We start from the raw sequence: 13,217 nt of genomic DNA on the forward strand, positions 1-13,217 counted from the left end.
GTCGGCCATCGTGCAATGTATAGATAAAAGCCCAGCCTAGGAATAGGTAGACCTCAGGCATAGCAAGCACTGGGGCGCTACCCCTAGGGGCGATCGCCTGTTCCTCTTGCACCGCTAGGGCATTTGAAGAACAGGCAGCGGCAATCTGGGCAGGCTAATGCCGATGTTTAGGCCAATCTGGCAATTCTTGCTATGATTACGCCTGACACTTGGTGTGGTGTGGTGTTCTAAGGAGTGTAACGATGCCGATTTCCGTAGATTTTACCGGCAGGCCCTTTCATTTCATTGGGATAGGGGGCATTGGCATGTCGGCATTGGCCTACATTCTGACCAAGCGCAACCTGCCAGTATCGGGGTCTGACCTGCGCCTTAGCCACATTACCCGTCGCCTGCAAGAGGCCGGAGCCCACATTTTTTGGCAGCAAGAGGCCGCCAACCTGAGCTATTTTCTCAACTCCGACCCGTCGGTGCTAGCCGCTGCCACAGAGTGGGCCAGCACTGGGTCTAGCCTCGTGGTAGAGCCTAAGCCTGCTGCCCTGGCTTCAGACGCTACTCCTCAGGTGGTTTGTTCCACTGCGATCGACGTCCGCAACCCTGAGTACCAGGCGGCCCTAGAGCTGGGTTGCCCGATCTTGCACCGCTCTGACCTGCTGGCGGCGCTGATCCAAGAATACAGCAGTATTGCGGTGGCCGGAACCCACGGTAAAACCACCACCAGCAGCATGATTGGCCACATGCTGCTCAACGCCAATCTCGACCCCACCATCGTGGTCGGCGGCGAAGTTTCCAGCTGGGGCGGCAATGCCCGCTTGGGCCAGGGGCCTTACCTGGTAGCAGAGGCCGACGAGTCAGACGGCACCCTGGCTAAGTTGTCGGCCAGCATTGGCGTTGTCACCAACATTGAGCTTGACCACACCGATCACTACCACGATTTAGAGCAGGTCGTTGCCACCTTCCAAACCTTCCAGCGCCAGTGCGGGCTGCTGGTCGCCAGTGCCGACTGCGCGGTGGTACGCACCAGCCTCACTCCAGACGTCACCTACAGCCTGGAGCCATCTACCGGCGCGACTTACTACGTCACCGATGTTCAGTTTGGGGCCGATGGCACTTCCGCCCTGGTGTGGGAAGAGGGGCAGCCTCTGGGGCTGCTGCACCTGCGAGTGCTGGGCTGCCACAACCTCAGCAACGCGCTGGCCGCCGTGGCGGTGGGGCGTCATTTGGGTGTTGCCTTTGGCGATATCGCTGATAGCCTAGAGAATTTTTGCGGAGCCCGCCGCCGCTTCGAGCACCGGGGCAGCTACAGCGGCATTCAGTTTTTTGACGACTACGCTCACCACCCCAGCGAGATTCGGGCAACGCTGGCAGCGGCGCGCATCAAGGCCGATCAAACGCTGCCAGCGACGCTGGCCGACAGCCGCCATGCCTACGAGGGTCGCCGAGTGGTAGCGGTGTTTCAGCCCCATCGCTTTAGCCGCACAGCAGCGCTGCTCAACGACTTCACCGAGGCCTTTGGCGATGCCGACCAGGTGATTATGGCCGACATTTACAGCGCGGGTGAGAGCAATACCTTTGGGGTCTCGGGGCGTCAGCTAGCCGATGCCGTGGCCCATTCGCACCCCCGCGTGCTCTACGGCCATACCCTAGACGACATTCAGGCGGCCCTGGCCCACAGCCTGCGTCCGGGCGATCTGGTGCTGTTTATGGGGGCCGGCAACCTCAACCAGATCATTCCTCAGGTGATGGCCTACTATGCCGAGGCAGAGGTGCCGTCGCTTCAGGAAGCCTGCTGAACAGCGGCAACCCCCACACATTTGGCTAGCATTGGGAACAACCGTTGAGCACTGGGGACATGAACCAAACCCTCGGGGTTGCACCAACCCTGGCCTGCCTGAAACCACAGGTGTCGCTACAGCCGCTGTCCACCTTTCGAGTGGGCGGGCCAGCTGAGTGGTTGGCGATGCCCCGCCACCAGGACGAATTTCAGCAGGTTTTAGACTGGGCGGTTGGCGCTGGCATTCCTATTACCTCGCTGGGGGCCGGGTCAAATTTGCTGATCGGCGATCGCGGCATTGCGGGCCTGGTTCTCTGTACCCGCCGCTGGCGCAGCACCCGGTTTGATGGAGCGGGGCGAGTCACCGTAGCCGCTGGCGAACCGCTGCCAACGCTGGCCTGGAAAGCCGCTAAGCGCGGCTGTCGCGGGCTGGAGTGGGCGGTGGGCATTCCGGGTACCGTGGGTGGTGCGGTGGTCATGAATGCCGGAGCCCACGGCGGCTGCACCGCCGATGTGCTGACGTCGGCTACCGTGCTCGACCCAGCCAACGGCCTGCGATCGCTCTCCCCTGCCGACTTGGGCTTTCGGTACCGCACCTCGACCCTGCAGGGACGGCAGCATGTGGTGGTACTGGAGGCCACGTTTCAGCTAGAGCCAGGCCACGACCCAGCTGTGGTAGTCGCCGATACCCTGGCCGGGCTTAACCAGCGGCGGGCTACCCAGCCCTACGACAAGCCCAACTGCGGCAGCGTGTTTCGCAACCCCTACCCCCATACGGCCGGGTCTCTGATTGAGCAGAGCGGGCTTAAGGGCTACCGCCTGGGCAATGCCCAGATATCTGAGCGCCACGCCAACTTTATTGTGAACCTGGGCGGGGCTAGCGCAGCCGACATTCGTCAGTTAATCCACCATATTCAAACCGAGGTAGCCGATCGCTGGGCCGTTCAGCTTCAGACAGAGGTCAAGTTTGTGGGCGAGTTTGCAGACGGCCACGCTCTAGCTTAGTTCTTGGGCTGAAATTAAGGCTTCATAAGGTGGGGTAACTGTCGCCGCTATAGATGGCGAGGCAAACTAACCTAGCTGGGCATGACAGTGCCACAACCCCACCAAGCGGGGTAACTAAGTAGGATTCGGTATCAGGAGTTTTGAGCAAAGCGATCGATCGCCATGGCCGCGATCGCAGGGTCGGGCTCACCCGCCACCGCCTGGGCAAAGCGCTGGGCCACGGGCGGCAGGTACACAAAGGGAGCGCTAAACCCAGCCATGAGGTGCAGTCCTTCGACCCCAGGGATACCACCTACCAGGGGCAGCCCGTCGCGGCTAAAGCTAACTCGACAGTAGCGCCAGGTGCCGGGCACATTGGCCAGGGTCGGAATTGGGGCTGCGATCGCGGATCGCAGCCTGCGATCGCTCTCTGCCGCATCCAGTTCTGCCTCCAGGTTGGTGAGGGTGCGGCTAATTTGGCCCAGACAAAGGTGGCCATCTAAAAACTGAATCGCGCCGCAGTCAAGGATGGCTGGGGTTAGCTCGTGCCCCGGCTGATCCCACTGGGCATCGGTGCTGGGCTGGCTGGCCTTGGCCTCCATAGCAAAGCGCTCGGTCTGGGCAGGCATGATCAAGGCCCGCAGGGTGAGGTCTAGGGGCGGTGTTTCAATCAGTTCGGCATAGGTGTAGTAGAGCGGCACGGTAAGTTTGACCTGACGCAACAGAGCCCGACTAAAAGCCCCAGCCGCTACTAGCACATGCTTGGCGGGGTAAGCCTGCTCGGTCGTCAAAATTCCGGTGACGCGATCTTTGATGCGAACCAGATCCACCACAGAGGCCACAATCCGGGTGCCGCCCAAGCGCTGAAACGCCTGATTGTAAGCCTTCACCAGAGCGACTGGCGAGACATGGCCGTGGCGAACGGTGAAGGCCCCTGCGATCGCAGCCTCATTCAGCAGCGGCTCTAGCGCTTTGGCCTCGGCAGCAGACACAAACTGGGGCGGCGTTGCACAGCTGGCGTAGGGCTCGGCGGCAGCTTTAGGATCGCCGTCTGCGGCCAGGGTTAGCACCAGGTCTAGCTCGCGAAACTCGGTGTCGCCCTCGAGTTCTTCACTGAGCTGGCGGTGCTTGGCAATGCCTTCGCGGCAAAGCTGCTGGGTGAGCGCGGTGCTGCCCGACCAGTAGGGGATGCCGCCGTAGCTGTAGCGGGTAGCATTGCCGGGTTCGAGAGCGCGATCGAGCAGCAGTACAGAGAATCCGCACCGAGCCAGTTCGTAGCTGACCGCCGCCCCCACCAGGCCGTTGCCAACTACAATCCAGTCAAAGGTTTGCATGGGGTAAAGGTGTAGGGTTCAACGGGTAGAGTTTAAGGGAAAAATAGGTTCCTTGCCCTGAGCCTTACACCTTGAACCTTAGGCCTCACGCGTAGACCTGCCCCAGAATGATTCGCAGGCGATCGTAGTCATCTTTCAAAAAAATGCTCAAGGTGCGGCCCGCAGCTACCAGCCAGGAACGATCGAGCTTGCGCAGCTGGTAGCCCTGGCGCAGCACCGCCGCCACCAGACTATCTACTGGGGCGCTGCCCATGGCCAGCAGCGTTCTCAAAAAATCGAGCTGTTCAGTGAACTCAATTACCGCTTCAGAGGTGCAGCAGTACACCGCCTGATGCACCTGGGGTGGACGCGGCGGCAGGTGCTGAAACAGCGGCCCCAGGGGCTGCCCGGCCAGATCGGGGGCGCGAAATCCTACGATCGCGGCCTTGAACTCGGTCTTGAGCATGGCAAAGATCTGCGGCTGCTGCTGGCGCAGATCCTCCAGCGACAGGCCCAGCGCTCGCGCCCGGTGCACCGAGTCAATGGGGCTGGTGGTGGCGTGATACACCACGCCGTAGATCGTGTTGCCCGATTCCTCATCGACGGCGGTGACCCAGCTGCCAAAGGGGGGCATAGCCGAAAATGCCAGGGCTTCTGGCTCTAGACACTGGGCCAAAAACTCGGTGGTCGCCGTCTCAATCACTTCGGCAATGTGATCGGGCTGACGCGCCTGGGCGGCGGTCTGGGGCAGGGGCAACCGCATGGCTAGCGCCGCTTGCCGGAGCTCACTGGCTCCAGTTCCGACATATTAAAGGTGACGAGTTTGTCCCAGTTGCCGCCCTCAAACAGCACCGCTACCTTGCCGTCGGTAATGCGCTGCACCAGGCCCTGAAAACCGTAGTAAGTATCGTTGACGTTAACGACCGTAACCGGAGCCCCAGGAAAAATCATGGCTACATAATGCTTTTGATCTGCCCCTACAGTTTAAGGCATAGTCAGCCTTTGCCACCTGGAGTGAGGCCTAGAAACCAGGGGCACCGATTCGATACTGCCGCAGTTTATTTAGTTAGGACACTTTAACTTTAATAGGCGGAATCCTCCGGTAGGGACATTGCAGTGCAATGCCCCCTACACCGGACCTGTCCTAACCCAGTGGCGTTTCTAAGTAGTGGGAAAGAACTTGAGGAAATTGGGGAGAACTTGGGGCGGCAGCTCGCACCGCTGTCACACCATCGTCACATGACCGTCATAGCGCAGCCATGATTGCCCCATAGGGTGTCAACCCATGGGCGCTGTTACGCCAGCGCCCGCTGCAAACTTTCTCAGCGAAGTTTGCGGCTGATGATATTGCGAGGATAATCGCTATGAAACCGTCAACCCTGTTCAAGAGTCTGCTGGCCGCCACCCTCATGCTCGGTGTGCCTGCGGCTGCGATCGCCCAGGGCCAAGAGGCCCCCACCCAAGCCCCCGCTCAGTCCGAACAGCCCGCCGCGATGGAGGTATCTGAGGGCCAAATTGACCGTTTTGTCAGCGCCTATCAAGCGATTCAGACCATTCAGCAATCGGTACAGGCCGAACTGGTTGCCGCCGTTGAGGCCGAGGGGCTCACGGTAGACGACTACAATGCGATCGCTGAGTCGCAGCAGTCACCCGAAACTGCTGCCGAAGTGCCCGCCGAGCAGGCTGAGCAGTTTGCCGCCGCCGCCGCCCAGGTCGCCACCCTGAGGGAAGGGGCTCGCGAGGACATGCAGGCCGCGATCGTGGCTGAAGAGTTGACTGTCGAAGAGTTTGAGCAAATTTTAGCCCAGGCGCAGCAAGACCCCGCCTTGCAACAGGCCATTGTCGAACGGCTCAGCAGCGGTGGGTAACGCGGCCACCAATTTACACAGATTAAACTCTTAAAAACAGCCCTGGTCATACCCTGGTGCGGCGTGCTCGTCCTCCCAGGAATGGCCAGGGCTATTCGATTCAAACTGCCGCCCATGCCTTTTCCAAAGAATTCTGCCCAAGGTCGGTCTGCCCAGGTGCTGCAAGCCGTCGGTTTTATGGCGATCGCCCTAGCCCTGGTCGGTTGCGAGCCCACCGACTTGGCTACTGATCTAGAACAACTGGTTGAACGCATTCCGCCGATCACTCGCATTGGGCGAGAGCCCCCCGCTGCACCAGACGCCGAAGCAGCTCAGTCGGCGGCGGCCGCCGCCATGGAAACCCTGGTCTACGAACGCATCAACCAGATTCGTCAGCAGGAAGGTCTCAACCCACTACAGCCCAATGGGCCACTGGCTCAGGTAGCGCGCCAGTATAGCCAGCGGATGGCGGACGAAAACTTTTTTGGCCACGTCAGCCCAGCCGGTGATGGGCCAGCCCAACGGGTATCAAACGCCAATATTCCCTACACGATGGTGGGCGAAAATTTGTTTACCAGCACCAACGCCCCCGACCCTGCCCCCCTAGCCGTGCAGGGCTGGATGGATAGCCCCGGACACCGGGAGAACATTCTGCGATCGGGCTTTACCGAAACAGGAGTCGGCGTCTGGCAGAGGGGCAGCACCTATTACTTCACTCAGTTATTTATGCGCCCTCTATAAAATTTAACTATGGCTCCAGGCATTGACTGCTCAATGGGTTAGCAGTGCAGGCTGCCGGAGCAGACAATTCGGTTACGCCCTGTTTTTTTAGCCTCGTAGAGCGCTAGGTCGGCGGCGTGGAGCAAGTCATCGTCATTGATGCCCTGGTTGGGAAAAATGGCGACACCGCCAGATACAGTCGTTTTCACCTCGGCCCCTGACCAGGGAACTGACAAGGTCTCAAATGTCCGGCGAATGGCCTCGGCTCGCTGCTGACCAGCATTCAGCGCTAGCCCAGGAAACACGACCAAAAACTCCTCACCACCGAGCCGAAACGGAATATCATCCGCCTCCATCTGTTGTAGAAGAATTTGGCTAAAAGACTTGAGTACCAGATCGCCCACTCGGTGCCCAAAGGTGTCGTTGATGTGCTTAAAGTGGTCGATATCAAACATGACAAAGACTACTGAATAGCCCGCCTGTTCTGCCTTTTGTAGGGTTTTGGGTAAAATCTCGCTGAGGTAGTGGCGATTGAATAGTCCGGTCAACTGATGTCTGGCCTGCACTTTTAAGCTGGCCTGCAGAAATTTGATCTCTTCTAGCTGATGTTGAAGGCGGTCATTGGCCTGGCGCAGTTCTACCTCTGCCTGGTAACGCTTAGTAATATCGTGCAGTATGAGCAACCGCCCGTGAATTTGGCCCTGGTAATCGCTCAGGGGCGAGATTTGAACAGTGGCATAGAGCAGAGGTTGAGAGTTTAGCCAAAGACCAAAGGGTGTTTCTAGGCCGTGGTCATAGTTGTTCAAAAGTTCTGGAAAATCGGCCAGAACTAAGTGGAGCGATCGCCCCAGGCAGTCGCCCTTTAGACTTGTCAGCGATCGCCCCTGGGGGTTGATATCAACAATCCGATGCTGCAAGTCGACAACAATAACACCGTCCTGCAAATGCTCGATTAACATTTCGCGGGCAATGGGCACGGCATCAAACGCACCCATGCGAAAGAGTGCCCAAAAGAAAAAGAGCCCCGTTGCCATAAACGACATCGGGGTAAGGTTTAGGCCAGCGGGGGTGATTTCTAAAGAATAGAGTGCGCCGCTGACATAGGGAAACAGCGCCCCCAGCAGCAAAAACAGCGCCTGCCGCCGTCGTAAAGGTCCACCGCGAAAGGTGGCGTGGGCCAACAGCTGAAAGCTCCGCAGACCGTACAGATAAATGCAGCTAAGGATCCAAAAATAGCCAGGGCCGTGCTCGTAAACAGCACTAGTGCTGGGCGGTAGGCCTGGCAAAACCGCAGTCCAGACCCAATGGTGCCAGCTATTTGTGGCCACCAAAATAACGTTGAACAGGGGCCAGAAACTGAGCTGCACCAGTTGCTTAGGCCTAAAGCGCGATCGCTCGCGGGCAAACGCCTCAGCAAACAAAAGAAAGAAAACGATAATACCGCCGGTGCCAACGTATTCCAGCGTAGACCAAAAAATCTTGTCGGCGATCGCCACCGACCCTGCCTCCATAGCGGCTACCACCGCGTAAAAGGTGGCCGCCACCATCATGAGCGAAAAATAGGTGCGTGCCAGCGTTGCCCCCCGCCGCTGCCAGGCCATACTGGCAACCAGCACGTTGATCACCGCCGTAAGGGCGAGCACACCAAAGGAAAGGTTAAGTTGAAAGTCCATGGAGCAGCTAATTGACCCCACGGGGTGACAGCAGAGGCACAGGGGCAGAACCTGATGCAGTGCGGTTGCCCTCATCTGCTCAGTTTTCCCGCTTGACTAGCCTGCCTTTGCCCCTCTCTGGCAAAGGGTACCAAACTTTGTTTTTAATTTAGTCCCAATTCGCTGCTAAAGCCATGATGCGGGTACGTTAGCCCCTGCGCCCGGCACCGCACCCGCAGCCCAGAACTCATTGAGCCCGATCGCACCCTTAACGCGGGCAGACGTGGGAGAATGGACAGCCTGTGCGTGTGGTATCAACGGTATGACGGCGGCAATGCCCTATTCTTCTGAGGCAATTGAGTCAGCAATGCAGGCGGGAGAGCTGCCCCTTGCCCTGCCCGACCCCAACGACGAAAACCTCTCTGACTACGAGTTTAATCAGCAGATGGAAGCCGCCTGGCAGGTGTGCGATCGCTTCGATCTGCAAACCGATATCTGGCGCGGGCGAATTTTGCGGACGGTGCGCGATCGCGAAAAGCGCGGCGGCGACGGGCGCGGCACCGGCTTTCTCAACTGGCTCAAAGACCGCGAAATTACCAAAAGCCACGCCTACAATCTAATCGAGCTAGCCGAGAGCGCCGACCAGCTGCTCGACGCGGGCATGCTCACCCCCAAGGAAGTCAACCAGTTCAGCAAGCGCGCCTTTGTCGAAACCGCCAAGTCGGCTCCCGAAGTGCAGCAGCTCGTCAGCGACTCCGCCCGCAAGGGCGACCACATCACCCGCCGCGAAGTGCGCCAGGTGGCCAATGAGTGGGCCGCCATGACCTCCGATCTGATTCCCGAAACCCTGCGGGAAAAAGCCGCCAACAACACCATTCCTACCCGCTACATCGCGCCCCTGGTCAAGGAGATGGAGAAGCTGCCCGCCGTCCACCAGAGCACCCTCAAAACCGAGGTCGAGCTAAACCCCGACCTCGACACCCTCAAGCAGGTCACCGCTGAGGCCCGTTACCTCTCCAAATACCTGGCCTCCGCCAACCAGGTACAACTGCTTGAAGCCAGCGGCATTGACCTCGAACTCGCCCTCGAAGAAGCCCTGCGGGTGGGCTGCCTCAACTCTGCAGCAGATATGGTGGCCCAGGCCGCTCAAATCGAACAAACCGCCGTCAAACTCTTTACCGCTTGGAAGCGCCTCAACCAGTTAGCAGAACGGGTCTTTGTAGACAGCGGCGAAAGCACCCCTCACCTGCGCGCCCTGCTCACCGCCCTCGGCCCCGTCACCAGCGAAACCGTGCAGGTGCGCCTGGGCGAAATCGACAGCGTCACCGCCCAAACCATCCGCTGGCGACTGATGGTGGAGGAAGATTAGTACAAACTCCTGAGGTGCATTGCTGCGCGAATGCACCCCACGAGACTAAACCTCATCCAAGTTCAGAAGTGGAGCTCTGTCTTTGGGCAAATTGCCGCTCCCAAGCTGGACTCGGTGTAAAACACTTTCCGGCCTACTCAGCGGATTGCCTATGCATGTTAACTTATTAGATAATTTGCTAGAAATTGATTGACATATTTAATCATGTCAATCACATCGTCCTCTGCAAACTCATTAGGTTTGCCATGAGCTGCACTATTTCGTATATCTGCTAAGGCAGTTATTCGTTTTTGTATAAACTTATTGTATACACCAGCTTTAGCTAGATCAGCATTCATCTTATCTAGCCTTGCAACTGAAATACCTTCCTTTTCACATAGCTCTCGCAGTGCTGTTTCCAATACAACTCCCGCCACGACAGCCGCTGCCGTAGAGTAACCGCTATTTAACAATTCATTTGCTTGTTCAAGTTCAGAGTCAAAAACCTCCGCCTGAACAAGCGCTCTCATCGACGAAAGATATCCACCTTCGAAATCTTCCTTTGCCGCCAAGAAGATAGCCTTTAGACTTTTAAAGATATCGTAGTTCGTTTCATAAAGTATGCCAGTCTCTTTTGTCTCAAACTGCTGAAAGTACTGAGATTCTTCACCGCAAACTTTTGATAGGAGGTCTTTAACTTTTACTTTCCAGTTCGAGAAAAAATCATCATCAACGTATTCACGACTACCAAATCCTTCATTGTGGTGCATTGATTTAGAAGCTTCAACTTGAATGGCTTGAGCTTCTAACTCATCGAAACGTTGCCTGAAAAGCTTGTTCAAGATAGAAACTCCAATTAGTCAATAGCACTAAACATTGGCAACAATGCGCTGATTTGTAGATTTTTTACGGCTTTACCAAATCCATCAGCATGACTTCCCATACCAGGCGGGGCTGCACGAAGCGGCGCAGGTAGCTTTTGGCGGCTTCAAGTTTGAGCAGCCAGAGCTGGCTCTCGGTTGGGTAGTTCTGCCAGTACCAGTTGAGCAGGTAGTCAAGCAGCCAGAGCTGGGCTTCGGTGTCGAGGGCCTTGGCTACCTGGCGGGCCTGGTCGAGGGCATCGCGTAGGGTGCGAGGGGGCTGGTGCAGGGCGGTGAGTAGGTCAGCGGGGATAGTTTGGAGCTGATTGTAGGCCGCGATCGCCCCCCCCGGGCTACCCTGGGCCATTGCCAGCATCTGTGGCTGCTGGAGCACTTCCTCCTGTCCCACCCGTTCAAGCACCGTCGCCATATCCGTCGCATTCAGCCGCTGAAAGGGAATCATCTGGCAGCGCGACACCAGGGTGGGCAGCAGCGCCTGGGGGCCGGGGGCAAGCAGAATGATAGTGGCCTGACCCGGTTCTTCTAAAGTTTTAAGCAGTCCGTTAGCGGCTCCTTCAGCCATCGTTTCGGCGGCCTCAATCACCACCACGGCGCGCGGCGCTTCTAAGGGCGGGCGACCCAAAAATTGAGCAATCTGGCGCACCTGCTCCAGGCGGGTTTGGGGCGGGCTTTTGCGGCTAATCCCTTCCTCCATCGCCTGAGATGCCCCGATCAGTCGGCCCTGGTGCAGATAAGTGGGCTCCACCCACAGCAGGTCAGGGTGGTTGCGCTGGGCAATCCGACGGCTAAGAGTGGGGGATGGATTCTCGGCATCAGGGGCAAAGAGAACTGCCGCAAACTGCTCTGCTGCCAGCCGCCGCCCCACCCCGTGGGGGCCAGCAAACAGGTAGGCGGGGGCAACCCGCCGCTGCTCGATCGCGCGGCAGAGCAGGGCCACAGCGGTCGCTTGGCCCACTAGGCCGTCAAACTGGGGGCGTACCACTGCTGCAAATACCCTTCTACAACGGCAAAAATTTCGGCAGCGACAGCCTCTACAGACCCCACTGCGTCAATGGCCACAACCCGGTCTGGGTGCTGCTGGGCCAGTGCCTCAAAGCCCCCCTGCACCCGCTGGTGAAAGGCCAGATTGGCCTGCTCCATGCGATCGGCGGCTCCCCGCTGGCGGGTGCGGGCTAAGCCCACCTCGGCATCGAGCCTGAGCCAGAGGGTGAGGTCGGGCACCAGCCCCCCGGTGGCCACCTGGTTGAGCTGGTCGATCAGCCCCAAATCTAGACCGCGGCCGTAGCCCTGGTAGGCCACGGTGGAGTCGATAAAGCGATCGCACAGCACCCAACAGCCCTCGGCCAGTGCGGGTTTAATTACCTCTTCGACATGCTGGGCGCGATCGGCAGCATACAGCAACAGCTCGGCCCGGCTCGCCATCGAAGCCCCACCGCGATCGCCCAGCAGCAGCTGGCGCAACCCCAGACCCAGCTCTGTACCCCCTGGCTCACGCGTAGCCAAAACCTGGGAAATCAAGCTCCGTCGCTGGAGCTGCTGGAGGCTGTCGTGTTTTAGCAAAGCAGCGTGCAAGATCTGCAGCTGAGTCGATTTACCACAGCCCTCTACCCCTTCAAAAACCAGCAGTTTACCCGGCATTGGCCCATACTCTAGTAGTTGCCCCCTCAAGCTTACAAGCAAGACCTGTCGCCTCAGCTACAAGACCGCACCCCTGACCCTCCACAAAAATTATGCTATACATAAGGATACAAACCCAGGATTTGCCACGTTCTGGGTCAAGTGGGTTCGTTGGGGAACTAAACACGAGTCGCCATCGACCTGGCACTGAGCAATAGTTGTTACGGTCTCAGCAAAGGACGCCTATGGCCCGTTATACAAACTCTCTCCCTGTTCCCGAGACAACTTCTCGGCTGCGAGACGCTATCATCAGCTCGCTGCAAGCCTTTGGGTTGCACATGGTCTACGAAAACGGCGATTATTTAGTCGCCAAAGAGCAGCCCGGCCGAGTGTCGCTCTCCCAGCTCACGACAATCGAAGTGCTGATTAACCAACCTACCGTAGCTGCAGGGTCTGGCTGCGTCAATCTTGTAGTCAAAAACGAAGAGCTACCGCTCAGGCACGACAACCACTGCGAGCAGGTGTTTAGCGCCGTCAACCAAGCGATTGTAGCTCTGGTCTAGGTCATTTGCTGTTGTTAGACTGGCGTGCATAATCCAGTACCAGCAAACGTGAAAGTCCTCCTCAATGGGCAGGCCTAGATCTCTGTATCGTCGTCCAAGTCTGTCCCATCCTCTTCACCCTCTTCAACCATATTGGGGCTGATTAGAGTGATATCAAACTCGTCGGGGGGGAGGGTAGACTGGCTGTCGCGCTTGAGCTGATAGTAAATAGCGCGGGCCTGGGGGCCAAAGACGATTTCGTCCTCGTTTTTAAGGTCGTGGGCCTGGAGCTTGCGCCCGTTGATCAGCATGCCGTTGGCGCTGGGTTTGCCCTTCAAGTTGCCGTCTACGATACGGTAATAAAAAGTATCGTCGTCTTTGGGCAGCTGCACCAGGGTGGCGTGGTGCCGCGACACAAACTGCGACGACAGCCGAATATCGCACTTTGGGTCGCGCCCAATGGAGTACACCGAACCGTCTAAAACAATTTCTCGACGGCCTTTGCTGTCTTCAACAATGAGAATATTACTAAGTTTGGTATG

14 protein-coding genes are annotated in these 13,217 nt (G+C 58.0%); 6 read left to right on the forward strand and 8 right to left on the reverse strand.

Features of this window, described 5'->3' with window-relative positions:
- Nucleotides 1-242: 242 nt before the first annotated feature.
- Nucleotides 243-1,790 carry a UDP-N-acetylmuramate--L-alanine ligase gene (gene murC, locus IQ265_RS27320; RefSeq protein WP_194052073.1) on the forward strand — a complete coding sequence of 516 codons (1,548 nt, stop codon included), beginning with the start codon at nucleotides 243-245 and terminating at the stop codon, nucleotides 1,788-1,790.
- A gap of 59 nt (nucleotides 1,791-1,849) precedes the next feature.
- The gene (murB, locus tag IQ265_RS27325) at nucleotides 1,850-2,776 is read left to right on the forward strand and encodes a UDP-N-acetylmuramate dehydrogenase (RefSeq protein ID WP_194052074.1); all 927 of its coding nucleotides are present in this window, start codon (nucleotides 1,850-1,852) and stop codon (nucleotides 2,774-2,776) included.
- 131 nt (nucleotides 2,777-2,907) lie between these two features.
- On the opposite strand, the gene IQ265_RS27330 is transcribed toward murB, so the two are convergent.
- From IQ265_RS27330 to IQ265_RS27340, 3 genes are all read right to left on the reverse strand, one after another.
- On the reverse strand, nucleotides 2,908-4,089 hold the full coding sequence (locus IQ265_RS27330; protein WP_194052075.1) for an FAD-binding oxidoreductase: 1,182 nt from the start codon (nucleotides 4,087-4,089) through the stop codon (nucleotides 2,908-2,910).
- Nucleotides 4,090-4,174: 85 nt separating this feature from the next.
- Nucleotides 4,175-4,831, reverse strand: coding sequence for an HAS-barrel domain-containing protein (locus tag IQ265_RS27335; protein ID WP_194052076.1), 657 nt, complete (start codon nucleotides 4,829-4,831; stop codon nucleotides 4,175-4,177).
- Between the two features lie 2 nt (nucleotides 4,832-4,833).
- On the reverse strand, nucleotides 4,834-5,019 hold the full coding sequence (locus tag IQ265_RS27340) for an NAD(P)H dehydrogenase subunit NdhS (protein WP_106873072.1): 186 nt from the start codon (nucleotides 5,017-5,019) through the stop codon (nucleotides 4,834-4,836).
- A 413-nt stretch (nucleotides 5,020-5,432) separates the two neighbouring features.
- On the opposite strand from IQ265_RS27340, the gene IQ265_RS27345 reads away from it, so the two are divergent.
- Both IQ265_RS27345 and IQ265_RS27350 read left to right on the forward strand, forming a co-directional pair.
- Complete coding sequence (locus IQ265_RS27345; protein WP_194052077.1) at nucleotides 5,433-5,936, forward strand: DUF4168 domain-containing protein; 504 nt, start codon at nucleotides 5,433-5,435, stop codon at nucleotides 5,934-5,936.
- Nucleotides 5,937-6,050: 114 nt separating this feature from the next.
- A complete protein-coding gene (locus IQ265_RS27350) occupies nucleotides 6,051-6,656 on the forward strand; it encodes a CAP domain-containing protein (protein WP_228037690.1) in 606 nt (201 codons plus the stop codon).
- A gap of 38 nt (nucleotides 6,657-6,694) precedes the next feature.
- Here IQ265_RS27350 and IQ265_RS27355 read toward each other — a convergent pair whose 3' ends face one another.
- Nucleotides 6,695-8,308: a histidine kinase N-terminal 7TM domain-containing protein gene (locus tag IQ265_RS27355; protein ID WP_194052081.1), complete on the reverse strand. Its 1,614-nt coding sequence runs from the start codon at nucleotides 8,306-8,308 to the stop codon at nucleotides 6,695-6,697.
- A gap of 313 nt (nucleotides 8,309-8,621) precedes the next feature.
- Here IQ265_RS27355 and IQ265_RS27360 point away from each other — a divergent pair, with 313 nt between their 5' ends.
- Nucleotides 8,622-9,656 carry a hypothetical protein gene (locus tag IQ265_RS27360; RefSeq protein WP_228037691.1) on the forward strand — a complete coding sequence of 345 codons (1,035 nt, stop codon included), beginning with the start codon at nucleotides 8,622-8,624 and terminating at the stop codon, nucleotides 9,654-9,656.
- Nucleotides 9,657-9,814: 158 nt separating this feature from the next.
- On the opposite strand, the gene IQ265_RS27365 is transcribed toward IQ265_RS27360, so the two are convergent.
- The 3 genes from IQ265_RS27365 to tmk form a co-directional block, all read right to left on the reverse strand.
- Complete coding sequence (locus IQ265_RS27365; protein WP_228037692.1) at nucleotides 9,815-10,477, reverse strand: DUF4145 domain-containing protein; 663 nt, start codon at nucleotides 10,475-10,477, stop codon at nucleotides 9,815-9,817.
- Nucleotides 10,478-10,541: 64 nt separating this feature from the next.
- Nucleotides 10,542-11,498, reverse strand: coding sequence for a DNA polymerase III subunit delta' (locus tag IQ265_RS27370; RefSeq protein WP_347404927.1), 957 nt, complete (start codon nucleotides 11,496-11,498; stop codon nucleotides 10,542-10,544).
- Nucleotides 11,471-12,154, reverse strand: a complete 684-nt coding sequence (gene tmk / locus IQ265_RS27375) for a dTMP kinase (RefSeq protein ID WP_194052083.1) — start codon at nucleotides 12,152-12,154, stop codon at nucleotides 11,471-11,473. The genes IQ265_RS27370 and tmk overlap by 28 nt, the downstream gene beginning before the upstream one ends.
- A 224-nt stretch (nucleotides 12,155-12,378) precedes the next feature.
- On the opposite strand from tmk, the gene IQ265_RS27380 reads away from it, so the two are divergent.
- Nucleotides 12,379-12,696, forward strand: coding sequence for a hypothetical protein (locus tag IQ265_RS27380; protein WP_228037693.1), 318 nt, complete (start codon nucleotides 12,379-12,381; stop codon nucleotides 12,694-12,696).
- A 74-nt stretch (nucleotides 12,697-12,770) separates the two neighbouring features.
- On the opposite strand, the gene IQ265_RS27385 is transcribed toward IQ265_RS27380, so the two are convergent.
- Nucleotides 12,771-13,217 (reverse strand): FHA domain-containing protein (locus IQ265_RS27385; RefSeq protein ID WP_194059535.1); only part of this gene is annotated, 447 nt, incomplete at its 5' end.

Origin of the sequence: Nodosilinea sp. LEGE 06152 (assembly GCF_015207525.1) — a bacterium.
Taxonomy (GTDB): Bacteria; Cyanobacteriota; Cyanobacteriia; order Phormidesmidales; family Phormidesmidaceae; genus Nodosilinea.

Excerpts from the sequence above, each read along its gene's own strand:
- IQ265_RS27330 (WP_194052075.1), bottom strand. The coding sequence starts at position 4,089 with ATGCAAACCTTTGACTGGATTGTAGTTGGCAACGGCCTGGTGGGGGCG.
- IQ265_RS27380 (WP_228037693.1), top strand. The coding sequence starts at position 12,379 with ATGGCCCGTTATACAAACTCTCTCCCTGTTCCCGAGACAACTTCTCGG.
- IQ265_RS27345 (WP_194052077.1), top strand. The coding sequence starts at position 5,433 with ATGAAACCGTCAACCCTGTTCAAGAGTCTGCTGGCCGCCACCCTCATG.
- IQ265_RS27340 (WP_106873072.1), bottom strand. The coding sequence starts at position 5,019 with ATGATTTTTCCTGGGGCTCCGGTTACGGTCGTTAACGTCAACGATACT.
- IQ265_RS27350 (WP_228037690.1), top strand. The coding sequence starts at position 6,051 with ATGCCTTTTCCAAAGAATTCTGCCCAAGGTCGGTCTGCCCAGGTGCTG.
- tmk (WP_194052083.1), bottom strand. The coding sequence starts at position 12,154 with ATGCCGGGTAAACTGCTGGTTTTTGAAGGGGTAGAGGGCTGTGGTAAA.
- murB (WP_194052074.1), top strand. The coding sequence starts at position 1,850 with ATGAACCAAACCCTCGGGGTTGCACCAACCCTGGCCTGCCTGAAACCA.
- IQ265_RS27360 (WP_228037691.1), top strand. The coding sequence starts at position 8,622 with ATGCCCTATTCTTCTGAGGCAATTGAGTCAGCAATGCAGGCGGGAGAG.
- IQ265_RS27335 (WP_194052076.1), bottom strand. The coding sequence starts at position 4,831 with ATGCGGTTGCCCCTGCCCCAGACCGCCGCCCAGGCGCGTCAGCCCGAT.
- IQ265_RS27355 (WP_194052081.1), bottom strand. The coding sequence starts at position 8,308 with ATGGACTTTCAACTTAACCTTTCCTTTGGTGTGCTCGCCCTTACGGCG.
- murC (WP_194052073.1), top strand. The coding sequence starts at position 243 with ATGCCGATTTCCGTAGATTTTACCGGCAGGCCCTTTCATTTCATTGGG.